The sequence below is a fragment of the Halomonas sp. 5021 genome (assembly GCF_036663435.1).
Classification (GTDB): domain Bacteria; phylum Pseudomonadota; class Gammaproteobacteria; order Pseudomonadales; family Halomonadaceae; genus Vreelandella; species Vreelandella janggokensis.
This window is the reverse complement of record NZ_JAXOVU010000004.1, coordinates 1-25,028: the sequence shown is the minus strand read 5'-3', so window position 1 is coordinate 25,028 and position 25,028 is coordinate 1. Positions and strand designations below refer to the sequence as shown.

The window sequence follows — 25,028 nt, the reverse complement described above, 5'->3', positions numbered from 1 at the left end:
TTTTGCTTGTCCCAAGGGAGGGATTCATGAGCGAAGCGGGTGCTGCGGCGGGCCGTCAGACGAACACTACCACGCCCTCAGCTCGTGACGGCGCAGGTAATGATAATACGAAAACTTCCTTTGCTGACCGCGTGCTGTCTCAGTTGCGCGGCAATCCGCTTGTCGCTCTGCTGGTGGCTGGCGCCGCGACCATTGCCGTGATTGCCGTCCTGATGATGTGGGCAAGCAGTCCCGACTATCGCGTGCTGTACAACAATCTTGATGAGGCGGACGGCGGCCGCATTATTACCGAACTTGATGGTCGCGGCGTGCCTTATCGCTTCAGCGACAACGGTCAGGCGTTGATGGTTCCCGGCGATCAGGTGCACTCTCTGCGCCTCTATCTTGCTGAGCAGGGCCTCCCACAGGGGGGGAATGTTGGCCTGGAACTCATGGACAACCAGGCGTTCGGGATCAGTCAGTTCGCCGAGCAGGTCAATTATCAACGGGGACTGGAAGGTGAGCTAAGCCGTTCCATTGAGTCATTAGGGCCTGTAGAAGGCGTTCGTGTTCACCTATCGATGGCCAAGCCCTCGGTGTTTATTCGCGATCGAGAGCCCGCGAAAGCCTCGGTGGTACTGACCCTGTTGCCCGGGCGCGTACTTGGCGATGGCCAGGTTAGCGCCATTGTTCACATGGTATCGAGCAGCGTGCCTGAGCTGGCGCCCGAAGATGTCTCCGTGGTCAACCAAAATGGCCGCTTACTGTCGGCAGACGTCGGCGGCAATAATGACCTTGATGGTAGCCAACTGGAATATCTGGCTGAGGTCGAGCGTTCTTATCAGCGGCGTATCGAGAACATCCTCACACCGATTCTCGGCGAAGAAAACGTGCGCGCTCAGGTAGCCGCTCAGGTGGACTTCTCCCAGCGGGAAGAAACGTCTGAACGCTACGGCCCCAATCAACCGCCTAACGAAGCCGCCGTTCGCAGCCGCCAGTTAAGCCTGTCGTATGACGGTGAAAACCTACTGAGCTCCGGCATCCCTGGCGCACTCAGCAACACCCCGCCTGGAACAGCGCCCTCCCCCATCAATCAGCCTGATGAGGACGGTGAAGGTGACGAAGACGGCGAAGAAGCCCCTGAAGATGCCCTTCGCAACCTGCAGCAAGACGATGTCGTCAATTACGAAGTTGACCGCAGTATTGAGCACGTTCAACACCGGCTGGGTCGCGTTGAGCGCCTGACGGCCGCGGTTGTCGTGAACTACCGTGAAACCATCAACGAAGAAGGTGAGCCAGAGCAGGTGCCTCTCTCGAACGAGGAAGTGCAACAGATCGAGCGCCTGGTGCGCCGGTCGATGGGCTTCTCTGAAGCGCGCGGTGACGCAATCGATGTGGTCAACACCCCGTTTGTCGATATGGAAGAGGACACCCGTGAAACGCCCGAGTGGTGGCAGCGTCAGGGGACTCTTGAGCTGGCAGCGCAGCTGGGCCGTTACCTGCTCGTCGCGCTTGCCGCGCTGCTGCTGTACCTGCTGATACTAAGACCGCTCATCAAGCGCTATACCGAATCGCCTGTCATGTCGACAGCCACGCCTGGCGCAGGCGTTCAGGCTCGGGTTGGGGATGATGAAGATGAGTCGGTAGAAAACGAAGAAGACGCCGACGAGACATACCAAAAGCCGAAACGCCGGCGCAAGACATCGCTGTACGAGCACAACCTCAACGACCTGCGCGAAATGGCGCAAGAGGATCCCCGCATGGTAGCGATGATCGTGCGCAGCTGGATGAATGCCAATGAGTAATGTAGTTGCCAATATGGGCGGCGCCCGCAAGAGCGCCATCCTGTTACTCGCCCTGGACGAGGACAGCGCCGCTGAAGTGTTCAAGTACATGAACGCCTCGGAAGTCCAGGAAATCAGTATGGAAATGACCCGCCTTCAGCAAGTCTCCCACGACGACATGAAAGCGGTGCTTGAGGCATTCCATAAAGAGACGGAAGAGTTTGTCGCGCTCAACCTTAACTCCAGCGAGCATATTCGCTCGGTGCTTACCAAGGCGCTGGGCAGCGACCGCGCGTCCAGCCTGATTGAAGACATCCTGGAAAGCAGCGCTGAGACCTCCGGGATCGACTCGCTCAACCTGATGGAAGCCTCGATGGTCGCCGAGCTCATCCGCGATGAGCACCCGCAGATCATTGCCACCATCCTGGTCCATCTGGATCGTCACCAGGCGTCAGATGTGCTTGAACTGTTTGAAGAGAAACAGCGCAACGACGTGGTATTACGTATCGCCACCTTCAGTGGCGTTCAGCCCGCCGCCCTGCAGGAGTTGACCGAGGTCCTCTCCAGCATGCTCGATGGCCAGAACCTCAAGCGCAGCAAAATGGGTGGCGTAAGAACGGCAGCGGAAATTCTCAACCTGATGAATTCGTCTCAGGAAGAAACGGCGATCGAAACCGTACGTTCCCACAGCGAAGATCTGGCACAAAAAATTATCGACGAGATGTTCCTGTTCGAGAACTTGCTCGACCTGGACAACCGCGCGATCCAGATGGTCCTGCAGGAAGTCGAGACCAATTCGCTGGTGATCGCCCTCAAGGGCGCCCAGGACGCCCTGGTGGACAAGTTCCTGCGCAATATGTCTCAACGTGCTGCTGACCTGGTCCGCGAGGACATGGAAGCCCGCGGGCCCATTCGCGTGTCTCAGGTTGAAGCCGAGCAGAAGACGGTTCTTCAGGTAGTGCGCCGCCTGGCGGATTCGGGTGAAATCGTCCTGGCAGGAGGAGATGATGAATATGTCTGAGACCCAATCGCCGCAGTTCGATCGTCACCAACAGTGGCGGCGCTGGCAGATGGATGAGCTCCTCCGCCCGGCCGGCGCTGGCGAACATGAGACCTCAGCGTCGGCATCGTCCCACCAGCGTAAGATCGACGCCGCTCAGAAAGCCGCCAAGGAGGCACAGCGGCGCGAAGAACAGGCGCGCCAGGCAGAATACGACAAACTACGCGAGCAAGCCGAAGCTGACGGTTACCAGGCTGGCCTCGCTCGCGGTCATGAAGAGGGCTTTGCAAAAGGCCTTGAGGAAGGCCGCCAGCAGGCCGAGCAGGAACTCGCTCAGCGAATAAAAGACACCTTGACTCCGCTTGGCAACCTTGCCAAGCAGTTTTCGGACGCACTCACGCAAATTGACGACGCCATTGCCCATGATCTGGTGGCGTTGGCCACCACAACAGGCAAACAGCTTGCTGCCGAGGCACTGAATGAAACGCCCGAGCGTATATTGACACTGGTACGCGAGCTACTGCATACCGACCCCCCGCTTGTCGGCCAACAGCGGCTGTGGCTAAACCCTGATGACCACGCGATTGTCGCAGAGCACCTCGGGGTTGAGCTTGAAGCCGCCAACTGGAAACTCCAGCCCGATGATCAACTGGCCCGAGGCGGATGCCGGGTGACCAGCGCTCAAGGCGAGCTCGATGCCACCTTCGAGAGCCGCTGGCAAGCCGTGCAAGCCCAGGAGCGCAAGCGCCAATCCAATCCACCCAAGTCGTCGACGTCGTCATAGGGGCTGCCATGACCACTGCTTGTCCTCACCAATTCCGCTGGCAAAAAGCCATCCGCCGCACCACGCAGCGGGTTGGTTCTTTACCGCGTGTGGGCACCAGTGGTCGCGTCATACGGGCAACCGGCATGGTCGTCGAAGTGGTCGGGCTTCGCGTTGCGGTCGGCAGCGCCTGCAAAATCGAACTACCGAAAAGTGATGCGCATCTTGACCAACCTTATGCCGAAGCGGAGGTTGTCGGGTTCGCCGGGGATAAGCTCTACCTGATGCCTCTTGAGCAAATCTCAGGCCTGATGCCCGGCGCCCGCGTATCACCGCTGAGCGACGGAAGCGGCCACAGTGCAAGGCGCTTTCCCATCGGCGAGGAGCTGCTGGGTCGCGTACTTGACGGCAATGGCAATCCGCTTGATGACCGTGAGCATCTGGACGACACTGCCCGCGCCACCCTCGATACGCCACCGCTGAACCCTCTATCCCGGGCGCCCATCGAGTCTCAGATCGATGTCGGCATTCGCTCGATAAACGCACTGCTGAGCGTCGGCCGGGGTCAGCGCATGGGGCTTTTCGCCGGGTCAGGGGTCGGCAAATCGGTGCTTTTGGGCATGATGGCACGCTATACCAAGGCGGATGTCATTGTCGTAGGCCTTATCGGCGAGCGTGGCCGAGAGGTGCAGGATTTCATCGACAATATTCTCGGCCCCGAAGGCCGTCGCCGCGCCGTGGTCGTTGCCGCACCGGCTGATACGTCGCCCCTGCAGCGCCTCCAGGGGGCCGCCTACGCCACGCGGCTGGCCGAAGGGTTTCGCGATGAAGGCCGCGACGTTCTACTGATCATGGATTCCTTGACGCGCTTTGCCATGGCCCAGCGCGAGATCGCCCTTGCCATTGGCGAACCTCCGGCCACCAAGGGATATCCGCCGTCGGTCTTTGCCAAGCTGCCTAGCCTGGTCGAGCGCGCAGGTAATGCGGAACGGGGCGGCGGCTCGATTACCGCGTTTTACACTGTCTTGACCGAGGGTGATGATCAACAGGATCCGATCGCGGATTCCGCTCGGGCGATCCTCGATGGTCATATTGTCCTTTCGCGTACGTTAGCCGAAGCAGGCCACTACCCGGCTATCGATATTGAAGCCTCCATCAGCCGCGCCATGACCGCGATCACCGACGAAGCTCAACAACGTCAGTCACGTGTTTTCAAGCAGTACTTCTCGCGTTATCAGCGTAATCGCGACCTGATTAGCGTGGGCGCCTACTCGCCCGGTCACGACCCGCAGCTTGATGAGGCGGTGAAGCGTTTTCCAGAACTTGAGCACTTTCTACAGCAGAATATTAACGAAAGCGCCACCATCGACGCTTCCCGACAAGCCCTGAATGCCCTGGTTGGAGAGTCCGCATGAGCCGAACGCAGCTGGAGATGCTTGCCGATTTAGCCCGTGAAGCCCGCGACCAGGCGGGTATTGCCCTCGCCCAGGAGCGACAGGGGGAACAACAGACAACCGCTCAATTGAATTCGCTAAAGCGCTATCGCGCAGAGTACGCCGAGCGTTTGCAGCAGGCGATGCGCGAAGGAATTGATCCGGCCACGATGTACAACTACCAGCAATTTCTTGGCTCGCTGGATGCTGCATTGGATCGCGCTCGCCATACGCTGGCGGCACAGCAAAAACGCGTGGAAAAACGTCAACAACATTGGCAACAAGAGCAGCGTAAGCTGTCTTCCTACGATACACTGACCTCACGACGGCTAGTGGAAGAACACCGACGCCTTGAGCGTTATGAACAGAAAACCAATGACGATTTGGTGACTAGCCGTTTGGCTCGCCAACGTAATGAGACGCCGCAGTAGCGGTGCCGGGGAACTGAGCATGAATATTCACCAGTTGCTATCAACGACGCAAGGTCAAGCGACCAGCAGCCAGCAAGGCAACGCGACAACAGCTGACAGTGCGCGTGGATTTTTTCAGCAAGCGCTTTCCCAGGCGTCTGCTTCGCCTCATCAACGCCTTGCCAGTGCACAGGTTACCTCCCCCTTAAACCAGGCAGGCAATAGCCCGATGGATAATGGTCAGCCTACAGAGGCAACATCGCTGTCGGCCTGGCTGGAATCACTTGGTTTAGATATTAGCCCTGAGGCCCTGGAGGCACTGGTGGCACGCTTTGCCTCGGACGGTGGCGAGTCAATGCCTGAGGAAATGACCCGCCTTGATGCTTCCGAGAGCCTGGATAACGCCACACTTGATGAAATTGCCCAGCGCCTCGCGCTAATGGCAAACTTCAGTAATACCGCCAGCGAGTCCCAACAGCTCCCGGGCAACAATGGAGCGGCACCCACCGCCACTGAGCTTGCCGAACAGCTAGGCATTGAGGAAGGTGAAGCAGAGCAATTGGTGAGCCTGCTCAGCGCCTTTTCTGCTTCTCAGGGCCAGACAGCCAATACCCGGCCATCCGGTGCATCGCGAGGACTGAGCGATATCGCACAGTCACTAGGTACTTCGCCTCAAACGGCTGACGCGAGCAAGGGCTCGCGAGCGGAGAGCCTATTAAGCCAGGTCGACGCACGGTCAGCCTCTCGTCAAGGTCCGGAAACCTGGGTGAATGCGCTCGACACCTCAGGACGCGCGGCTGACGGAGCTGTCAAAGCCAATCTGGTTCTGCCCACAACGTCCTCGGAAACACTGCTCAACACCCTGTCGTCGAATAACGCCGCGCAATCCAGCGGACAGGCGTCCGCACAAGCGACTAGCGTTCAGCCAACACCGACGAACAGCCTGGGTAGCGCTGCCAACCCGGCACCTGCCGCGGTCAACACCCCGGTGACCAGCCCCGCCTGGCCGCAGCAACTAGGTCAGCAGCTCGTCCAGTTCGCCCAGCGAGGGGGAGACCAGCTTGTGCAAATGCAACTACATCCCGCCGAGTTGGGCGCCCTCTCCATCTCCTTGAAGTTTGGCGAACAAGGCGCCCAGGCACACTTTTTATCCAGCCACGCTCAGGTTCGCCAGGTCATCGAGCAGGCCATCCCCCAGTTGCGTGAGGCGCTGGCCGAGCAGGGTATTTCGCTTGGCGAAACCTCGGTTGGCGAGCAGCGCGAATCAAGCGAGCAGGGTTTTGCACAGCAGCAGGCTAGCCCGGGTGGTCAACCTGGCACTGAAGGGGGCGAGGAAGGTAGCGGCTTGGCACCAACTACCCTTAATGCGCCCATCACAATGGATGGCAGGGTTGATCTGTACGCTTAACCGGATAATTCGCCAGGACAACACGTCTTCCGTGACCACTCAAATGGCACTTGGAAGCTAAGCCAAAAGATAGGCTTGCCAAGCGAGCCTGTTCATTTCATCACTAGCATGCGCTTTAGGCATAATGCCACGTTAACGCCACGCATGGAGATTACGGGAACGACCAATGGCTGAATCAAGCGGCGGACCAAAAAAACTACTTTGGGTCATGATCATTTTAGTACTGCTCTCCTCTGCCGGTGCAGCAGCCGCCATTTATATGGTGCTGGATGAGCGTGATGATGATAATCCGGAAGCCCCCTCCGAGGAGGTTGTAGAGTCAAAGCCACCGGTATTTCTGACCATCGAGCCCTTCACCGTTAATCTGGCTGATGATCGTCATGGTACACGCTTGTTATATGCGGGCATTACGCTTCGCGTGGAAGATGAAGCTACCCGGGAGTTACTGGAAACCCATATGCCACAGGTACGCAGTCGGTTACTGACGGTATTATCGGGTCAGGAGGCCGGCCAGTTGACATCCTCAGAAGGCAAGCAGCAACTAGCCGCCGCCATCAATGAAAGGCTGAGCGAGCCTTTCGACGAGAACCAGCCACCGCCTGAGCTGCGTGAAGTGCTGTTTACTGAATTCATTGTGCAATAATTTCGGGAACTGGAGCCGTTCATGTCGCAGGACGATCTACTGTCCCAGGAAGAAATTGACGCCCTGCTGAAAGGGGTCAGTGGTGATGACGAGTCATCAGCTTCCTCGGCCCAGTCGCAGGATGAATCAAGGATACGGCCTTACGATCCATCCACGCAGCATCGCGTTATTCGCGAGCGACTGCATGCTCTGGACTTCATTAATGAGCGCTTTGCACGTTACTTCCGTACCGGCTTATTCAACTTGCTCCGGCGCAGCGCTGACATAACGGTTGAATCGGTTCGTTACCAGAGCTTTAGCGATTTTTCGCGCAATGTGCCCGTGCCAACCAACCTGAACATCGTCTCGATGCGCCCGCTACGTGGCTCTGGCCTGATCGTATTTCCGCCTAATTTGGTTTTCATGGTGGTCGATAACCTGTTTGGCGGCGACGGACGCTTTGTCACAAAATCGGACGGGCGCGAGTTTACCAATACCGAGCAGCGTATCATCCACCGACTGCTAGGCTTGGCCATTGATGCCTATCAAGAAGCCTGGAAAGTCGTTTATCCGCTGGACATCAGTTTCTTGCGCTCGGAAGTACAGTCAAAATTTGCCAACATTACCAACTCACCCAATGAAATCGTGGTGAACACGAAATTCAATATCGAGGTGGGCAACCTGTCGAGCAATTTTCAGGTCTGCATGCCTTACGCCATGATCGAACCGCTACGCGATCTTCTGGCGAACCCGATCAACGATAGTAACCACGATCAGGACGGCACCTGGTCGCGCCGGATGGCAAGTGAGTTACGCGAGTCGGAAATCGAGTTAGTGGCTGAGTTTGCACAAATACCCAGCCGTATTTCCCATGTCATGGGACTCAAGAAAGGCGACGTACTGCCGTTGGAAATTCCCTCTACGGTTACCGCCAACGTTGATGGCGTACCCGTGATGGAGTGCGAGTACGGTAGCCAGCGTCAGCAGCGTGCCTTGCGTGTCAAGCGCTTGATTGATCACGCCGCCATGAACAATGTACCGTCCAACGACTTTGCCAAAGGGTCGACGCGACAGAAAGCCAAGGAATCTAAAGCATGACGGATCCTAAGAAACCCGATCAGAACATCTCTGACGACGACTGGGCATCTGCCATGTCGGAACAGGAGCAGGAAGAAACCGCTGCCTCATCCGAGGCCGCTGACGGGGAGGATGAAGATCCCTGGGCAGCGGCGATGGCAGAACAGCAAGCCGTCGAAGAAGAAGCCTCAGCAGAAGAAGAAAGCGCAGCCGATGAAGTGCCCGCAAGCGAAGCCAAGGCGGCCAGCGACGATGTTTTTCGTCCGCTGACCCAGGAAGGTGGCGCCACGCCTTCGCGCGATCTCGAAATGATCATGGATATTCCAGTCAAGCTGACCGTTGAGCTGGGGCGTACGAAGCTGACCATCAAACAGCTGCTTGAACTGGCGCAAGGGTCGGTGATCGAACTCGACGGGCTCGCCGGTGAGCCCATGGATATCCTGATTAACGGCTATCTGGTGGCTCAAGGGGAAGTCGTTGTTATCGAAGACAAGTATGGCATCCGTATCACCGAAATCATTACGCCGTCTGAGCGCATTCACAAACTGAACCGATGAGCAGTGAAGCCGCTTCAATACAAAATGGGTCGCTCGACGCACTAAGTAGCGGTGGAGATTCCTTGATTGGCATGGCCATGCTGGGCAAGACAGCCGCGGCGCTGGCGCTGGTCATTGCGATCATTTTGCTGTGCACTGCATTGCTCAAGCGCCTCGGCAATGCCAAACGCGCTGGCGGACAGCTTCAGCTGATTAGCAGTATTGCTGTAGGTAATCGTGAACGCGTGGTCATCGTGCAGGTTGAGGATACGTGGTTGGTGTTAGGCGTCGGTAGTGGGCGAATTAACAAACTACACGAGCGACCGGCACCAGCCACACCGCCAGCTGAGACACCTCAGGCACCATCTAGCTTTGCCAAGCGATTTGCCCAGGCACTTGCACACAATGTGACCCAAAAGCGCCGCGGCCAAACGCCCTCACCGACCTCTGATACAGACCGAACCCCATGAGGATTGAAACCTTGCGTCAGCCGCATTATCAGCGGTGGCGGTGGCTCATTGTTATTGGCTTACTGCTGTGCCTCTTGCCGGTCATCGGTTATGCGCAAGAGCTGCCCGGTATCACGACCCAGCCGCTTGAAGATGGCGGCCAGCAGTGGTCGGTTTCTCTACAAACGCTGTTATTTCTAAGTTCGCTGGCGTTTCTGCCCTCCATGCTGCTCATGATGACCAGCTTTACGCGCATCATCATTGTGCTGAGCTTGCTGCGCACGGCCATGGGCACCCAGGCGACACCACCCAACCAAGTACTACTGGGCATCGCGCTGTTCTTGACGTTTTTCATCATGTCGCCGGTGTTGGCCCAGGTCTATGACACTGCCTGGGTGCCGTTAAGCGAAGAAACCATCAACTTTGAAGAGTTTTTGCGCCTTGCGCAGGTGCCGTTTCGTGAGTTCATGCTGGCCCAGACCCGCGAGCCCGACTTGGCCCTCTTCGTTCGCCTGGCGGACGTCGGCCCTATGCAGGGACCTGACGATTTGCCAATGCGCGTTTTACTGCCGGCATTTGTTACCAGCGAGCTTAAAACCGCTTTTCAAATCGGCTTTACGATTTTTATTCCTTTCTTGATTATCGATCTGGTCGTGGCGAGTACGTTGATGGCACTGGGCATGATGATGGTTCCGCCGATCACCATTTCGTTGCCATTCAAGCTGATGCTATTTGTTCTGGTCGATGGCTGGCAGCTGATTGTCGGATCGTTGGCTGAAAGCTTCTACATGATATAGCCGTCATTACGACGATGGAGGCCGAATGACCCCTGAAATGGTCATGACGATTGCGTATCAAGGCATGCGAGTAACGCTGTTTCTCGCAGGCCCCATGTTGCTTGCTGCCCTATTTACCGGCTTGATCATCAGCCTTTTTCAAGCCGCGACGCAAATCAATGAGATGACGCTGACGTTCATCCCCAAAATTCTGGCGGTTTTTGCCGTCCTGGTGCTGGCGGGCCCATGGCTTCTTGGGCTGATCACCGATTTTACCCATCGCTTATTCACCAATATTCCCAGCATGGTGATGTAAGCCAATGGTTGAGGTCACCTTTGCCCAGCTACAGGCATGGCTGGTGGCGTTTATCTGGCCGTTTGCCCGCATTACCGCCTTCATGGCGGCTTCACCTCTGTGGGGTCATTCCAGTGTACCCAACCAGGCCAAGGTAGGCCTCGCGGCGGTCGTTGCGGTGGTGATCGCTCCGATCCTCCCTCCCATGCCAGACGTACCGCTGATGTCCTGGTCTGGCGCCGGCATCATGGTCGAGCAAATCCTCATTGGCATCGCTATCGGCTTGGTCATGCACATTGTATTCGCCGTGGTTCAAGCCGCCGGGGAATTTATCGGCCTGCAGATGGGGTTGGCATTCGCTAGCTTTTTTGATGCCGCCAGTGGTACCAACATCATGGTCTTATCGCGGATTTTATATATGGTCACGCTGTTGATGTTTCTTGCTCTGAATGGCCATCTGATGGTGCTGGAAACGCTGGTGATGAGCTTTCAGAGTCTGCCCATAGGCATCGGCACGCTTAATCCCAACGCCTTCGAACTAATGGCCCGCTACGCGGGCACCATATTTGCCTCAGGGATGCTGCTGGCCCTGCCACTGGTCGGCTCACTGCTGGTCATTAATCTGGCGCTGGGAATTCTGAACCGATCCGCTCCGCAATTGACGGTGTTCAATATCGGTTTCCCGACGTCATTGACGGTAGGACTCCTGCTGATGATGGTGCTGATGACGGATCTTGAGCGCTTTTTACAACGTATTTTCAGCCAGGGGATCGACTTCATGCAGGGTTTGATCGACACCCTCGCACCGTTATCTTGAACTTTTAATAAACGGCTCGCACCATGCAAAAAGCCCCTTGCCATCAATGACAAAGGGCTTTTAATTAACGTCAACAGAATTTCTGTCGCTCAATTTTCCGGGTTTACGTTACAGGTAGTCAAACAGCGACATACCCTTCACATCAACAAAGGCTTTTTGAGAAGCCTGCAGGCCTACCTGGCGTAAACTATATTCAGAGATTGCTTCGTTATAGTCGAGGTCGACCAGATCAGACAATGTCTGTTCATAGTTGAGGCTACGGTTATTGCCCACCGCGTCAATCACATCGAGCTCGTTGAGGCGTGCGCCTGCTGATGCGCGCACGGTTAGAACGTTATCCAGCGCATTGTCCAGGTCACGCATCGAGGTATTGAGCGTGTTGCGCAGATCAGCCTTGTCCGCGTCGTCCTGAACGGGGTTTTCAAGCACACGAATCGCTTCTTCCATGGTGCGGAACAGGTTCGCTTCGCGTTGATCGCTACCCGCCTGGGCTACCAGGATTTCATCCCCCACCGCTGGCTCGCCTTCCAGGTCAACATTTACCCCGCCGAAAGAAACATTCATACCTGGAATGTAGGCTTGATCGGTAAAATCACCATTATTATCGGGATCGTAGGCAACCCAGTTTTCGCTGCCCTCGTCATAGGTCTCAATGCTATAAGTAGGGTTGTTCCCAGCATCCTCATCGAACTGAATGCGATAGCTATCACCATAGCCGTCGTCATTGACATCGCTGACCTGTGGACCGCCAAACGTCACATTGCCAGCATTATCGCTATCCGCTTCAGCCACGTAGCCTGCACTGCTGGGTACGCTTTTGAAAATTGATTCACCATTTTCAGTGACCGGCATCAGGCGTGATGCATCGACGCGCTGTTCACGCGTATTGCTGTCACCTTTATATTCCACATTGCCATCGGCATTTTTGACAAATGGCGGGTTGCTATCATTATAGCCGCCAAACAGATAGCGCCCGTTACCGTCGGTGGCATTGGCCTGGCCCAGCATGGTTTCGTAGACGCCTTTTAGCTCGCTGGCGATCGAATCGCGGTCGACGTTGCTGAGCGTGTCGCTGGATGCCTGGATCAGCAACGTCTTGGCGCTGGTCACGGCGTCGCTGACGCTGTTCAGAATGCTTTCCGTCTGGGCAAGCGAGTTACGCGCTGAGGTTCGGGAATCGGCGTATTGCTCGGTGACCGCCTTGGCCTGGTCAACACCAACGGCGCGCGAGGCTGCCTGAGGGTCGTCGGAAGGATTCACGACGCGACGACCACTTGCAATCTGCTGACTGACTTTCAAAAAATCGCTTTGCTGGCGATTCATTGACGCCGTGCTTTGGTCAAACATGGTAACGCTGCTAATACGCATGACTGTCTATCCTCGAATTAACCGCGTAGATTCAGAATGGTGTCCATTATCGTGCCGGCCGTGTCAATAACGCGGGCGTTGGCCTGATAGAACTGCTGATAGCGGATCAAGTTGGCGGCTTCCTCATCCAGGTTGACCCCTGATTCGGACTGCTGCACCGCGGTTAACTGATCGGTAAGCCCTTGCCGTGCATCCAGGTTCACCTCGGTAATATTGGTACGATTACCCACATCGCTGACCATCGAGCCATAAGCCCCACTCACCGTAGCGCTTCCACCAACGACATTCTGGCTTTGCAGGTCCTGCATGGCCAAGGCATTGCGATTATCACCGGTATTGGCGTCGCTTAAGCTAATCGCGAATGTTGCGGTTTCGCCTGTCTCGGGCAGCTGGTTAATCGTGAACGCAACCCCATCAATCTCGATGCGGTCTCCTTCGGTCAAGGTGTCAGCCCCTGGATTGAAAGCCTCGCCATTAACAGTCAGCGTCGCTGTCGCTGGTGCAGTACCACTGACGGTACCTGTATCGTCAACGTCGAAGGAGTAGCCATCTTCAACCGATAAGGCATCGTCGGCCATGCTGATATCGCCTACATCCAAATCACCTTCAAACTCGGCGAAGCTGCCCGCCGCAATCTTGTCAAGATCGCTGATATTGGCTTCCATACCAGCACCGGCACGGCGTACTGGTTGGATTTCAAACTGATCACCCTCGGCGACAGGTGTCCCGCTGTTAAACGAAAGCGTCACGCCACCAAAGGTAATTTCACCCGAACCGGTGGTAGCATCCCAATTGGATTGATCCACATAGGTGGGACTGTCAGGATCAGCGCTATCCAGCACTTGGCCGTTGTCGTTTCGCGTCACGACAGGCTCGAGGCTTGCGTCAAACGAAACGGTATAATCCGTGGCACGCAGCCTGTCGACCGTCTGCAGGTCAAAATCTGCCGATGACAGCAGGTCAGGGTCGCTGTTGCTTTCGTACCCGTAGCCCTGGGGCGAACGAATCTTGAATAAATCCCCGCCCTGGTCGCCGTTAAGATCAACCCCTTGACGATGCTGATCGTTGACGGCCATGGAAAGCGAAGCAGCCAGCTGGCCAATCTGGTTTTGAGTCTTGTCGAGCGCTTCTTCACGGAAGGTCATCAAACCACCAAGAGAACCGCCGGAAACAGTGGCTTCATCCAGCTGGGTCAGGTTGCCGCCACCGTCGCGGTAACCGATCACGGTCCGCTGCGGATCGTAGTCAGCTTCCATGGTTTCCAGTTGAAAAGAATTGGTGCCGGTAACCAATGGCTGACCATTGGGTAAGCTGACGTTGTAGGTCTTGCCATCCTGAATATTCAGGCGCAGGTCCATTCGCTCGTTAAGGTCGGAGACGAGCTTATCCCGCTGGTTGAGAAGGCTGTTGGGAGCTTCCCCCGTACGAGCCCGGGCAAGGGCAATCTCTTTATTGAGGCCGGCCACTTGCTCGGTGGTGTTATTGATCTGGGTAACTTCGTCTTTCAGTTGACTGTTGATATTGGTCTGCATGTCCTGCAAGTAGCTATCGAACGAGCGGAACTGGGCGCTTAACGTTTCAGCGTTACCTAGCACCCCTTGTCGAGCCGCCGGATCAGACGGCGCGCTGGCCAGATCTTCCATCGCCGAGAAGAAGTCCTGCATCAACGGGGATAGACCCGCCTCGCGGTCGGCCAGCAGATTATCGATCTGGCTGACCTGATTGTAATAGGTCTCCAACGCACTCGACTGGGTTTTGGCACTGTTGAGCTGTTCCGCCACGTACTGATTGAACTGGCGTTCGATATCGTTGACCTGAACACCTGATATCCCCGCGCTGCTCTCACCCAGTTTGGTGATTTCACGGTTGTAACCAGGGGTGTACACGTTGCTGATATTGTTGCTGGTCGTGTTCAGCGCGTTTTGCGCCGCGTTCAAGCCGCTTAGCCCAACAGAAAACATGCTCATGGTTCGATTCCTTTAGCCGATATTTCTATGATCGGCAGCGCGGTACAAAACTTGAATGATGATCTAACGTGAATCCGCCAGGAAGTCACCGGCATCCGGCATTGGCCCCAGGGTGTCCATCACGCTCACCAGCTTTTCAGCATAGCGGGGGTCCGTTGCATAACCGCCACGCTGCAACTCACGCGCCGCCAGTTCGGCTGACGGCGCCTGTGTCACGCCCGCGTAGCGAGGGTTGTTGCCAATCAGGTTGGCATAGTCGGTAAACGCATGCTCATAGGAATCATAAACACGGAAGGTATCAACAATTTTCTGGCGACGCCCATCTATGTATTCATGCGTCACAACATCCGTTGTGTCGCCATCCCAATGCCCGCCAGCCTTGATGCCAAAGACGTTATGACTATTCCTGCCATTCTGAGTGGCAATTTCATGCTGTCCCCAGCCTGTTTCCAGCGCGGCTTGGGCCAGGATCAATTCAGCGGGAACCCCAGTGGTACGGCTAGCGGCTTGAGCTGAAGGGGCCAATGTGCTCATAAACTGATCAACGTGGGGCAATTGCCCTGTTGCTTGACGCTGGGCCTCGGGCTGCACAGGGGCTACTTCCCCTCTCTGGCCCTGACGTACAGCATCCAACTCAGCCAAGAAGTGACTTTCCGAGCTCGCTTCGGGAACGCGCTCGTCACCAGGATTAAGCGGGCTGTCCAGAACCCGAGGCGTACCTCTTGGAATACCCGCGATCAATGCCTGCATTTGTTGATCACTGGTGGAGGATGTTCCTCCCCCTTTAGCTACCAGGCCTTCCCGCTCCAACTGCTGAACAAGTGCATCCGCAAGTCCAACGCCTCGTGAAGCAATCACCTGTGACCATTGCTGGTCCAGCATCTTTTGGTAGCTATCGGTCGCACTACTGTCCATCAGGCCAGACGTCGGGATCGCATCGCGCATGCTTTTCATCATCATCTGCACGAATAACGCTTCAAACTGTTGAGCGGCTGACTGTACGCCAGCTTCCGGATCCATCTTCGCCGTGTGCTGCATCCGCTGAAAGCCTTGTACATCAAGCGCAAATTGACTGCTCATATCAGTGGCATTCATCAGATGATCTCCAGCTCTGCACGTAGCGATCCCGAGGCCCTTAATGCTTCAAGAATCGACATCAAGTCCTGAGGGGTGGCGCCGAGGGCATTGAGTGCGTTGACAACTTCATTCAGGTCTGCCCCCTCGACCACCTGCAGGAAGGCTTCCTGCTGCTCAATGTCGATATCGGTATCGGGCACCACCGCTGTTTCCCCTTCGCCGAAGGGATTGGGCTGGCTGACGCCAAACTGGGTATCGATCATGATCGAGAGATTGCCGTGGGCGACAGCCGCTTGACGCAGCGTGACCGCGCTGTTCATGACCACCGAGCCGGTCCGCGCATTGAGGACGACACGCGCAGGCGCCTCCATCGGGGTCACATTCACGTTCTCAACCCGGGCCATAAAGTTGACGCGCTCGTTATCGTCGACTGGGCCGTCTAGGGCGATCACCCGACCATTGCGGCCGTAGGCGACCGACCGACCAAATTCGTTGTTGATGGCGGTTACCATGCGCTGGACGGTGCCAAAATCAGCGTCATCCAGCTGTAGCTCCAGCATACCGCCATTGCTACCCAAATTGAGCGGCACTTCCTGCTCGACCAGACCGCCGTTGGGAATTCTGCCCGTTGCCTGCTGGTTGATCTGTACGCTACTCCCTCCGGCTTGTGCCCCTGCACCGCCAACCAGCATATTCCCTTGGGCAATGGCATAGGTATCGCCATCGGCGCCTTTCATTGGCGTCATCAAAAGGGTGCCGCCGCGTAGACTCCGCGCGTTGGCTATGGACGAAACCACGACATCCAGCCGCTGACCCGGTCGGGAAAACGGCGGCAGGTCGGCTGTCACCATCACTGCGGCAACGTTACGCAGCTGTAAGTTGGTGCCAGAAGGGACCGTCACGCCCAATTGCGACAGCATGTTGGTCAAACTCTGGCTGGTAAACGGTGCCTGGGTCGTCTGGTCACCAGTGTTGTCCAGCCCCACCACTAACCCGTAACCTACAAGCTGGTTATCCCGCACACCGGCGAAGCTCGCCAGTTCGCGAATACGCTCTGCTTGAACAGGCATGGCCAGTAGGCAAACCAGCCCCATGATACCAAGTTGCCAGATCCGTTTTCCCAGCGCGTGAGGCGTTATACGTTGCATGTGATTGACCCGCATATTGTCGACCGTCGTGTCAGGCGCGATTAGAAAGGCGAAACGTTGAGGAAGAAGCGCTGCAGCCAGCCCATGTGTTGCGCTTCGTTAATGTAACCATCCCCCACATACTCAATCCGCGCGTCGGCGACCTGGGTAGAAGGAACGGTATTTTGCCCGCTGACGGTACGAGGGTTCACCACACCCGAGAAGCGAATAAACTCGGTACCCTGATTGATGGCAATCTGTTTCTCACCGCGTACGCGCAAGTTACCGTTGTTCATGACTTCCAGTACCGAGACAGTGATGGTGCCGGTGAATGAGTTATTGGCCTGAGAGCCTCCTCCGCCTGAAAAGTCGCTTTCACCATCAACCTCAAAACCATACTCGGCCAGTGTTTCCAGGGCATCCGGTAGTGCACCAAACTCCAGACTCGCACTGCCATCGCGATCGGCATTGGACGCCGAGTTTTTGCTGGCACTGACCTCTTCATCAAGAATAATGGTCAGAATATCGCCAACGGACCTTGGGCGGCGGTCTTCAAATAACGGCTGGTACCCCCGCCGCGCCTGGTAGATAGAGCCATTGGGAACCGGCGGGGGGCGATCGACAATATTGATCTGTTCCTGTTCGCCCACCACCGACGCCCTGGGTATTTGAGCACAGCCAGCGACCACCAGCAGAAAGAACGCCAGCCCTGCCAGCGCAATGCTTCGCAAACTACAATGTCGTTCCAGCATGAACCCAACCTGTCAGTAAACGTCGTTACAGCTGACCCAAACGCGCCAACATTTCATCGCTGGTCGAAATGGCCTGGCTATTGATTTCGTAAGCGCGCTGGGTCTGGATCATGCTGACCATTTCTTCGACCACATTGACGTTCGACGTCTCTACGTAACCTTGAAACAGGCGCCCAGCGCCGTTCATGCCCGGCATATTCTGATTAGGCACACCGGAAGAACCTGTTTCCTGATAGAGATTGCCACCCATGCTTTGCAGACCAGCGGGGTTAATGAAGGTGGCGACGTTAATCTGCCCAATCTCATTGGCCTGGTTGTCCCCCGGCTGGCGTACGCTAACCGTACCGTCTTCGCCCACATTCACCGAGAGCGCGTTTTCCGGTATAAAAATCGCAGGTTCAATGGGGTAGCCATTGGCCGTGACCATCTGGCCATTTTCATTCAGTTGAAAGCTGCCATCACGCGTATAAGCGGTATTGCCATCGGGCAAAAGCACCTGGAAGAAACCATCCCCATTGATCGCCAGGTCGCGGGAGTTTTCGGTTTGCTCCAGGCCACCCTGAGTGTGCAAGCGCTCTGTGGCGACCGCACGCACACCGGTCCCGACCTGCATACCAGATGGCAGGCGATCCTGTACATTATTCTGTGCACCTGGCTGGCGCATATTTTGGTATAGAAGATCTTCAAATACCGGGCGTGAGCGCTTGAAGCCATTGGTGCTGACGTTGGCCAGGTTATTGGAAATCACATCCAGCTTGGTTTGCTGAGATTCCAGACCGGTTTTGGCCGTCCACAAAGACGAAATCATAAAAAAACCCTCTTGGCTGACAACAGTTTATCAGCCCTGAATCGATAACATGCTGTTGGCGCGCTGTGCGTTTTCGTCCGCCGAGCTCAGCATTTTCATTTGCATATCGTAGCGGCGCGCCGCGTCAATCATTGTCACCATGGCGTCAACCGCGCTGACGTTACTACCTTCCAGTGCGCCACTGACCAGTGTCGCGTCTTCATCGGCTGCTAGTGCCCCCGGCTCGCCTTCTTCATTCGGGGGGGCGCGGAAGAGTCCGTCTTCACCGCGGGTGAGTTCACCCTCTTCTGGCGTCACTAGCTTGATGCGACCGACATTCACCAGGGCTTCTGGACCCTCGCCCTGGGGAATCGCACTGATGGTGCCATCGGCACCAATGGATATTTGCGCCCCCTGAGGTAGCGCGATAGGGCCTCCGTCACCCACCACCGGCCGACCAACGCTCATCAAGATACCGTCGTTGTCGACCTGGAGGTCTCCACGCCGCGTATAGGTTTCAACGCCTTCGCCGTCCTGCACGGCCATCCAGGCATCCCCCTGCATGGCGACGTCAAGCGTGCGGCCCGTAAAATCAACGGGCCCCTGAGAATAGTCGGTACCTGGTGTGGTGGTCACGGCAGACGTGCGGGTAGGCAGCAAGGCGTCACCTTCCACAGGCACAGAGCGCGCAGCCTGCAGTTGGGCGCGGAAACCCGATGTGGCAACGTTCGCCAGGTTATTACTCACCACCGACTGCTGGTCCATCGTATGCTTGGCGCCGCTCATGGCGGTATACAGCATTCTATCCACGACCTTGCTCCCTTAAATTCCGTCAGCCGTTACAGGTTGATGATGGTCTGCAGCAACTCATCTTGCGTACTGATGGTCTGAGAGTTGGCCTGGTAGGCACGCTGGGCGACAATCATGTCGACCAGTTCGGCGGCCATGTCCACATTGGAGGTCTCAACTGCGCCAGGTTCGATCAGACCGCGCTGGCCAGTGCCCGGCGCACCCACCAATTCCTGGCCGGAAGAGCCCGTAGCGGTCCACAGATTTTCGCCATTGGGGCTCAAACCTTCAGGATTACGGAAACTCACCAGAGCAACCTGGCCAGCCGCGCGCGATTCCTCGTTGGAGTAGTTGCGCATGATCGAACCGTCATCTTCGATGGTCACACCCACCAGCGAGCCGGATGTGTAGCCATTCTGAGACAAGTCATTAATCGTAGAACTATTGGCAAACTGTGTCGTATTAGCAAAGTCGACTTCAATCGTTTGAGTACTTAAGACGTTACCGTCAAATTCGTTAGTTGCCGCATTGCCATCGGCATCTAGAACAGCAACGCCAACGTCGTTCAAATCAAGATCAAAAGGCGTGAAGGTGTTATTCAATCGGCCATCTGAGGTGAAGCCAAAGTCGGCTGTATCAGCAACATCAGTAAAGCCGTAATTAGGTGCTCCTTGCGGTCCACCTGACATACGGGCATCGACCTGCCACTCATTAGCAGCGGTCTTAGTGAAGTACATGGTCAAGTTTCGCGCATTACCCTGCGAATCGAAAATGGTCCCGTTTGTGGAATAAGAGTACTGGCTGGAATCCAAACCGTTAGCAATATTTGCCGCAGTCGCGTCCGCATCAATCCCCGAAGTTGTGTCACCTGGAGTGTTATAGACAGTAAAGGGGGGATTACCACCCGCATCTACCAATACTTCTTCTTCAGCATCCAGATTAAGGGAAACATCCAGCTCAGTGGTGGCACTTGCTGCAATATCTCCAGCATCAACGCTAAGCGCTTCAACGTCACCGCCGCCCTGGATATTGCCCTGATCATCCGCCGGGTAACCCATGATCTGTGCGCCCTGGGCGTTTACCAGGTCGCCGTTGGCCGTCATGGTCAGTTGGCCATTGCGCGAGTAGCCGATTTCGCCGTTGGGCTGCTGAAAGCGGAAGAAGCCTTCGCCAGCAATCGCCAGGTCCATATTGCGGTTCGATGATTCGATATTGCCCTGGTTGAAATTCTGCAGCACGGAAGAGGTTCGTGTACCCAGGCCAATGCGCGACTCAGCGTACACATCGGCGAACTGTACGCTCGAGCTCTTGAAGCCGACCGTTTGAGAGTTGGCGATATTATTTCCGACGGCACCCAGCTTGTCTTGCTGGGCATTCAGGCCACTTAACGCTTGTGAAAAACTCATGATAGTCCCCTGCTAAATCGATCAATAAGTAATGGTTCAGAGAATTTGTTTGACTTGATCAAGTGTCACTTGGCCGTATACAGCACCGAGGTCAAGGCGAACTTCTTCACCCGATTCGGCGGGCGTCACACCCTGAACAAGCGCATAATTGAGCGCTTTGGATTCAAGTGCTTCCCCTTCGGCATTGGTCGCTTTAAAGCTGACGTTGTACGACCCCTCAGCGACGGCAGCTCCGTCATTATTCAGGCCACCCCAGCTGAACGACTCGACGCCCGCACTAACACCCTCAATGTTCTTGGTATAGACGACTTCACCGGCATTACTGGTCACGGTAATCTCGACATTATCCGCTGGCTTATCCAGCTCGATACCAAACGGGGTGGCATAGCTGTTGCCGTCTTCATCAGTGTTGACCTTTACCTGGTTACCCGGTACCAGCACGGCATTACCGATTAACCCGGAGGCTTGTAACATTTGAGAAGCATCCATCTGCTTGGTAATGCCACTGAGGGTATCGTTCAACTCCTCAATGCCGCTGACCGTATTGATCTGAGCCAGTTGGGACGTCATCTCCGCATTTTCCATCGGATTCATCGGGTCCTGATTTTCCAACTGGGTAATCAGCAGGGTCATGAAACTCTCACGCAGCTCCGCCGACTGACTGGCCGGCATTCCGCTAGAGCCACCGCCGTTGACATTGCTAAGTACACTTGTATCGATATTCATGGTTTACCCTTCACCCAGCGAGAGTGTTTGCATCATCATCTGTTTACTGGTGTTAAAGACCTCGACGTTGGCTTGATAAGAGCGTGAGGCTGAAATCATGTTGACCATCTCATGAACCGGTTCAACATTGGGCTTGGCGACGTAGCCATCCTCGTCTGCAGCGGGGTGGTTGGGCATGTACTCAAGCCGTAGTGGCGAATCATCCTCCACGACCTCAGTGACACGCACGCCCCCCACGCCATAGCGTGAATTATTGGCTTGGGATTCGAACATGACCTGCTTGGCCCGATACGTCTCGCCGTCTGGACCTGCCACGCTATCGGCATTGGCCATGTTGCTGGCGGTGACATTCATGCGCTGCGACTGAGCACTCATGGCGGAACCTGCGATATCAAACGCAGAAAACATTGACATAACTACCTCCTAACCGGTTCGGGCCAGTTTATTCTGGCTGCATGGCCGTTTTTAGCCCTTGAATCCGGCTATTCATTATCGTGAGAGCTGCTTGATAGCGAACTGCATTGTCGGCGAATTGCGAACGCTCACGGTCCATTTCAACGGTATTGCCGTCCAGGCTGGGCTGGCTTGGGGTCCGGTAAAGCAGATCCGCATTATTACCGGCCCTTCGTGCAGGCCCTTCGCCGGCCAGATGACGATCCGAGGTCCGCGACAACGCCAGGCCCCCGCCATCATTGCCCTGTGCACGCTGACCGCCGTCAACGGCTTTTTTCAATTCGCTGGCAAAGTCGATATCCCTGGCTTTGTAATTCGGGGTATCGGCATTGGCAATATTCGCCGCAAGCACTTCATGCCGCGCCTGACGCAGCCCCAGCGCCTGCTGGTGGTAATTCAAAGAAGCTTCTAATTGGTCGATCATGCCAACCCTCGCTTACTGAGAGGCAAAATAGGATTTGTTGATGATGGAGAATACGCCGACGCCTGTCAGCCTAAAGCATGAAACAACCTTCGTTTCACCCAGCATTTCTCGTGATAACCATCGGGCTTTTTCGTTAGAATCATGGTTAACTTATATCTGCCTCTTTCGTTGAGCACCCGCCTCCATGCGTCAATTGTCGCTTAATTCTGTACCAATCCCTTTGCTACGTTGGGTGTATCGTCTGCTTGTGGTCAGCCTGCCGGCATTGGCGGCCCTGCCTTTCGCCAACGCGTCAGATACCAAGCATGACGCGCTAATGGAAAGCGTGCATCAGTTCCTCTATAGAGAAACACAGGCGCTGGGTAACGAAGTGGTTATCAATCTGCGCCCCCCTTCTCCCCACCTTTCCGCCTGCAACAACCCCGACCCGTTCTTGACCAACCCGAATGAGGCGCCACTTGGACGCGTTTCCGTGGGGGTTCGTTGCGGCACCGATAGCCAGCAAGTTCGCTATCTGCAGGCAGAAATCGACGTCATCGGCAGTTACACGATTGCCGCTGTCAACATCGAACGCGGCCGTCAAATCACTCCTGACATGCTGGGCGAAAAAACCGGCAATCTAGGCGACTTACCCTCACGAGCTATCACTCAACCCGATGACATCGTGGGTAAGGTCGCCCGCCAACCAATCGCTAGCGGGACAACGATTCAATCACATTTTATTCAGGCGCCTCTTCTCGTTGAACGAGGCCAGCGGGTTAAGGTCATAGCTGAAGGAGATTCTTTTCGGGTATCCCGCGAAGGGGAGGCTCTCAATAATGGCGCTATGGGCGAAGAAGTCAGAGTGCGCTTTGGTTCTCGCGAAGTGATGTCCGCGCGTGTGGTCGAGCGCGGAACTCTGATGGTCGATTTTTAATTAAATGGCTAAAGTTTCACCCAACGACGCCGATAGTCCACGTAACACGCGCATCGCGCTCTAAACGTTGACGATGAGGCACACAACGTGAAAATTGATAACGTCAATAATCAGCCACTTCGCTCCAATCATGCCCAGCAGCGTGATGAAACCCAGAAGGCGGCGAACTCAGCATCTACCATGTCAGGTGCTGAAGCAGAGGGCTCAACACGCATCAGCACGATGAGCGCCGACGAATCGCATGATATCGACAGCGCGAAGGTTGAAAGCATTCGTGATGCTATTCGTGATGGACGCCTGGAAATCCGGGCTGATCGTATTGCTGATGGCTTGATTGCCAATCTTCGAGAAACCCAGGAGTAATTTATGAGCCTCGCCAGCTTGTTGACCGATCAGCAGCAGCGCCTTGATGCGTTGATATCACTGCTGGGCAACGAGCAGACTCTGCTAACTCAGGGGGACATCGACGGCAATGCGCTGGCTGACGTTGCCCATCAAAAACAGCAATTGCTCACTGAGCTTGAGCGTATTGAAACCCTCCGGCGTAGCGTACAAAAACGCCTAGGGTACGAGGATGGTGCTCAAGGTGCCAAAGCTGCCGCTCGCGATGCTAGCTGCACTGACACATGGAGCCGCTTGCTCGAAAAAAGCGAACGTGCCGCCCGCATGAACGCTTTAACAGGTGAAATGCTTTCCCTTCGCATGAAGCATAATCAAAAGATGCTTGATTATATTCGGCAGATTGCTGAGAAGACGCTTTACAACCCGGATGGTCGTAATTCAGCCCAACCGGGTCGCATCAATGCTTCAGCTTGAACAATACTTGTATCAAGCGCTGCTAAAACTAGACAACCCCTCTGCAAGATACTTCAATAGGTAACATTACGTTCCCTTATGGAGTAGCTGCATGCTTCCTTTCCTACCCGAAAAGTTTACTGCTGTCGTTATCGGCGCCAATGGCGGTATTGGCAACGCCATCGTTAACACCTTGCTAGGCAATAGCCAGATAGGGCGTCTCATAGCGGTTAGCCGTGCACCTTTTCATTCAAATCACCCTGACGTGGAATCCGTGGTTGCTGATGTCTCGACATCATCTGGGCGTGAAGTCCTATCACAGCACCTGAATGGCCGACCTATACATCTTTTGTTTAATGCGATGGGGATACTTCACGACCAGGCAAGTGGTATCCAGCCTGAAAAACGGCTTGAACAGCTCAATGAAGACACCATAGCCCATGTCATGCACATTAACGCAGTGACACCAGCGCTTTTGCTCTCGTCACTAAAACCGTGTTTACAAGGTAAGCATCCTTCGATCATCGCCAGCCTGTCGGCTCGTGTAGGTTCAATTGGAGATAATGGCTACGGGGGCTGGTATAGCTATCGAGCCAGCAAGGCGGCTCACAACATGTTGATGAAAACAGCTGCCGTCGAGCTTTCACGTCTTAACAAGCAATCTATCGTGTTATGCCTTCACCCTGGCACTACCGACACAACGCTTTCAAAGCCCTTTCAAGCGCGTGTTCCCTCCGAAAAGTTATTTCACCCTGCCTTTGTTGCCGATCAATTGATCAGCGTAATAGCCAAGCGCACACCTGAGGACACCGGCAGCTTCTGGGACTGGGCTGGCGAACCTATTGAATGGTGATTGTTTATTTTTCTTTCACACAAACAAAAACCCCCGAGCACGATGTGCTCGGGGGTTTCTGCGGTATAGGTGCCTGACGACCGGGGCGGCTCTCCGCTACTCTCCATGGGGAGATCCCTAAAAACAAAGCCCCGACCAAATGGCCGGGGCTTCGTTAAATAAGTGCCTGACGATGACCTACTCTCGCATGGGGAGACCCCACACTACCATCGGCGCGAAGCGGTTTCACTGCTGAGTTC

Annotated in this window: 28 protein-coding genes and 1 rRNA gene; 17 read left to right on the top strand and 12 right to left on the bottom strand. The window is 55.6% G+C overall.

What is annotated here, in order from left to right:
* Positions 1 to 26: 26 nt before the first annotated feature.
* The 13 genes from fliF (at position 27) to fliR (ending at position 11,349) form a co-directional block, all read left to right on the top strand.
* Positions 27 to 1,784, top strand: a complete 1,758-nt coding sequence (fliF, locus tag R3F64_RS08665) for a flagellar basal-body MS-ring/collar protein FliF (protein WP_085917555.1) — start codon at positions 27 to 29, stop codon at positions 1,782 to 1,784.
* Positions 1,777 to 2,784 carry a flagellar motor switch protein FliG gene (fliG, locus tag R3F64_RS08660; protein ID WP_085917554.1) on the top strand — a complete coding sequence of 336 codons (1,008 nt, stop codon included), beginning with the start codon at positions 1,777 to 1,779 and terminating at the stop codon, positions 2,782 to 2,784. Before fliF ends, fliG begins: the two co-directional genes overlap by 8 nt.
* Positions 2,771 to 3,547: a flagellar assembly protein FliH gene (locus R3F64_RS08655; RefSeq protein WP_332610943.1), complete on the top strand. Its 777-nt coding sequence runs from the start codon at positions 2,771 to 2,773 to the stop codon at positions 3,545 to 3,547. Before fliG ends, R3F64_RS08655 begins: the two co-directional genes overlap by 14 nt.
* A gap of 8 nt (positions 3,548 to 3,555) precedes the next feature.
* Positions 3,556 to 4,941 carry a flagellar protein export ATPase FliI gene (gene fliI, locus R3F64_RS08650; RefSeq protein ID WP_199284410.1) on the top strand — a complete coding sequence of 462 codons (1,386 nt, stop codon included), beginning with the start codon at positions 3,556 to 3,558 and terminating at the stop codon, positions 4,939 to 4,941.
* Entirely contained in the window at positions 4,938 to 5,390 is a 453-nt protein-coding gene (fliJ, locus tag R3F64_RS08645; RefSeq protein WP_199284409.1) for a flagellar export protein FliJ, read from the top strand. The genes fliI and fliJ overlap by 4 nt, the downstream gene beginning before the upstream one ends.
* Positions 5,391 to 5,409: 19 nt before the next feature.
* A complete protein-coding gene (locus tag R3F64_RS08640; protein ID WP_253026297.1) occupies positions 5,410 to 6,777 on the top strand; it encodes a flagellar hook-length control protein FliK in 1,368 nt (455 codons plus the stop codon).
* 166 nt (positions 6,778 to 6,943) lie between these two features.
* Positions 6,944 to 7,420: a flagellar basal body-associated protein FliL gene (gene fliL, locus R3F64_RS08635; protein WP_085917550.1), complete on the top strand. Its 477-nt coding sequence runs from the start codon at positions 6,944 to 6,946 to the stop codon at positions 7,418 to 7,420.
* Positions 7,421 to 7,441: 21 nt separating this feature from the next.
* The gene (gene fliM, locus R3F64_RS08630) at positions 7,442 to 8,497 is read left to right on the top strand and encodes a flagellar motor switch protein FliM (RefSeq protein WP_085917549.1); all 1,056 of its coding nucleotides are present in this window, start codon (positions 7,442 to 7,444) and stop codon (positions 8,495 to 8,497) included.
* Positions 8,494 to 9,033, top strand: a complete 540-nt coding sequence (gene fliN / locus R3F64_RS08625) for a flagellar motor switch protein FliN (RefSeq protein ID WP_253026299.1) — start codon at positions 8,494 to 8,496, stop codon at positions 9,031 to 9,033. The genes fliM and fliN overlap by 4 nt, the downstream gene beginning before the upstream one ends.
* Positions 9,034 to 9,104: 71 nt before the next feature.
* Positions 9,105 to 9,482: a flagellar biosynthetic protein FliO gene (gene fliO / locus R3F64_RS08620; RefSeq protein ID WP_325073203.1), complete on the top strand. Its 378-nt coding sequence runs from the start codon at positions 9,105 to 9,107 to the stop codon at positions 9,480 to 9,482.
* Positions 9,483 to 9,529: 47 nt separating this feature from the next.
* Positions 9,530 to 10,258 (top strand): flagellar type III secretion system pore protein FliP, encoded by a 729-nt coding sequence (gene fliP, locus R3F64_RS08615; protein WP_139839345.1) that lies wholly within the window; start codon positions 9,530 to 9,532, stop codon positions 10,256 to 10,258.
* Between the two features lie 25 nt (positions 10,259 to 10,283).
* Positions 10,284 to 10,553, top strand: a complete 270-nt coding sequence (gene fliQ / locus R3F64_RS08610; protein ID WP_066318890.1) for a flagellar biosynthesis protein FliQ — start codon at positions 10,284 to 10,286, stop codon at positions 10,551 to 10,553.
* 4 nt (positions 10,554 to 10,557) lie between these two features.
* Positions 10,558 to 11,349 (top strand): flagellar biosynthetic protein FliR, encoded by a 792-nt coding sequence (gene fliR, locus R3F64_RS08605; RefSeq protein ID WP_332610937.1) that lies wholly within the window; start codon positions 10,558 to 10,560, stop codon positions 11,347 to 11,349.
* Positions 11,350 to 11,457: 108 nt separating this feature from the next.
* On the opposite strand, the gene flgL is transcribed toward fliR, so the two are convergent.
* The 11 genes from flgL to flgB form a co-directional block, all read right to left on the bottom strand.
* The gene (gene flgL, locus R3F64_RS08600; protein WP_332610935.1) at positions 11,458 to 12,717 is read right to left on the bottom strand and encodes a flagellar hook-associated protein FlgL; all 1,260 of its coding nucleotides are present in this window, start codon (positions 12,715 to 12,717) and stop codon (positions 11,458 to 11,460) included.
* Between the two features lie 17 nt (positions 12,718 to 12,734).
* Complete coding sequence (flgK, locus tag R3F64_RS08595) at positions 12,735 to 14,684, bottom strand: flagellar hook-associated protein FlgK (RefSeq protein ID WP_332610933.1); 1,950 nt, start codon at positions 14,682 to 14,684, stop codon at positions 12,735 to 12,737.
* A 63-nt stretch (positions 14,685 to 14,747) separates the two neighbouring features.
* The gene (flgJ, locus tag R3F64_RS08590) at positions 14,748 to 15,779 is read right to left on the bottom strand and encodes a flagellar assembly peptidoglycan hydrolase FlgJ (RefSeq protein WP_199284406.1); all 1,032 of its coding nucleotides are present in this window, start codon (positions 15,777 to 15,779) and stop codon (positions 14,748 to 14,750) included.
* Positions 15,779 to 16,855, bottom strand: a complete 1,077-nt coding sequence (locus R3F64_RS08585) for a flagellar basal body P-ring protein FlgI (RefSeq protein WP_176243626.1) — start codon at positions 16,853 to 16,855, stop codon at positions 15,779 to 15,781. Before R3F64_RS08585 ends, flgJ begins: the two co-directional genes overlap by 1 nt.
* A 95-nt stretch (positions 16,856 to 16,950) precedes the next feature.
* Positions 16,951 to 17,640, bottom strand: coding sequence for a flagellar basal body L-ring protein FlgH (locus tag R3F64_RS08580; protein ID WP_199284405.1), 690 nt, complete (start codon positions 17,638 to 17,640; stop codon positions 16,951 to 16,953).
* A 25-nt stretch (positions 17,641 to 17,665) separates the two neighbouring features.
* On the bottom strand, positions 17,666 to 18,448 hold the full coding sequence (gene flgG, locus R3F64_RS08575; RefSeq protein WP_332610931.1) for a flagellar basal-body rod protein FlgG: 783 nt from the start codon (positions 18,446 to 18,448) through the stop codon (positions 17,666 to 17,668).
* 30 nt (positions 18,449 to 18,478) lie between these two features.
* Positions 18,479 to 19,237: a flagellar basal body rod protein FlgF gene (locus R3F64_RS08570; protein WP_085917537.1), complete on the bottom strand. Its 759-nt coding sequence runs from the start codon at positions 19,235 to 19,237 to the stop codon at positions 18,479 to 18,481.
* Positions 19,238 to 19,266: 29 nt separating this feature from the next.
* Positions 19,267 to 20,622, bottom strand: coding sequence for a flagellar hook protein FlgE (gene flgE / locus R3F64_RS08565; RefSeq protein WP_264825272.1), 1,356 nt, complete (start codon positions 20,620 to 20,622; stop codon positions 19,267 to 19,269).
* Positions 20,623 to 20,658: 36 nt separating this feature from the next.
* The gene (locus R3F64_RS08560) at positions 20,659 to 21,348 is read right to left on the bottom strand and encodes a flagellar hook assembly protein FlgD (RefSeq protein ID WP_085917535.1); all 690 of its coding nucleotides are present in this window, start codon (positions 21,346 to 21,348) and stop codon (positions 20,659 to 20,661) included.
* 3 nt (positions 21,349 to 21,351) lie between these two features.
* Positions 21,352 to 21,762 (bottom strand): flagellar basal body rod protein FlgC, encoded by a 411-nt coding sequence (gene flgC / locus R3F64_RS08555; RefSeq protein ID WP_066318863.1) that lies wholly within the window; start codon positions 21,760 to 21,762, stop codon positions 21,352 to 21,354.
* 28 nt (positions 21,763 to 21,790) lie between these two features.
* On the bottom strand, positions 21,791 to 22,225 hold the full coding sequence (flgB, locus tag R3F64_RS08550) for a flagellar basal body rod protein FlgB (protein ID WP_332610925.1): 435 nt from the start codon (positions 22,223 to 22,225) through the stop codon (positions 21,791 to 21,793).
* A gap of 184 nt (positions 22,226 to 22,409) precedes the next feature.
* Here flgB and flgA point away from each other — a divergent pair, with 184 nt between their 5' ends.
* From flgA to R3F64_RS08530, 4 genes are all read left to right on the top strand, one after another.
* Positions 22,410 to 23,141 (top strand): flagellar basal body P-ring formation chaperone FlgA, encoded by a 732-nt coding sequence (flgA, locus tag R3F64_RS08545; RefSeq protein WP_332610923.1) that lies wholly within the window; start codon positions 22,410 to 22,412, stop codon positions 23,139 to 23,141.
* A gap of 87 nt (positions 23,142 to 23,228) precedes the next feature.
* Positions 23,229 to 23,504, top strand: coding sequence for a flagellar biosynthesis anti-sigma factor FlgM (gene flgM / locus R3F64_RS08540; protein ID WP_199284399.1), 276 nt, complete (start codon positions 23,229 to 23,231; stop codon positions 23,502 to 23,504).
* Between the two features lie 3 nt (positions 23,505 to 23,507).
* A complete protein-coding gene (locus tag R3F64_RS08535; RefSeq protein WP_085917531.1) occupies positions 23,508 to 23,957 on the top strand; it encodes a flagella synthesis protein FlgN in 450 nt (149 codons plus the stop codon).
* A gap of 91 nt (positions 23,958 to 24,048) precedes the next feature.
* Positions 24,049 to 24,789: an SDR family NAD(P)-dependent oxidoreductase gene (locus tag R3F64_RS08530; RefSeq protein ID WP_309783079.1), complete on the top strand. Its 741-nt coding sequence runs from the start codon at positions 24,049 to 24,051 to the stop codon at positions 24,787 to 24,789.
* A 164-nt stretch (positions 24,790 to 24,953) separates the two neighbouring features.
* Here the strand turns inward: R3F64_RS08530 and rrf are convergent.
* Positions 24,954 to 25,028: ribosomal RNA gene (gene rrf / locus R3F64_RS19405) — 5S ribosomal RNA — on the bottom strand; the annotation flags it as partial.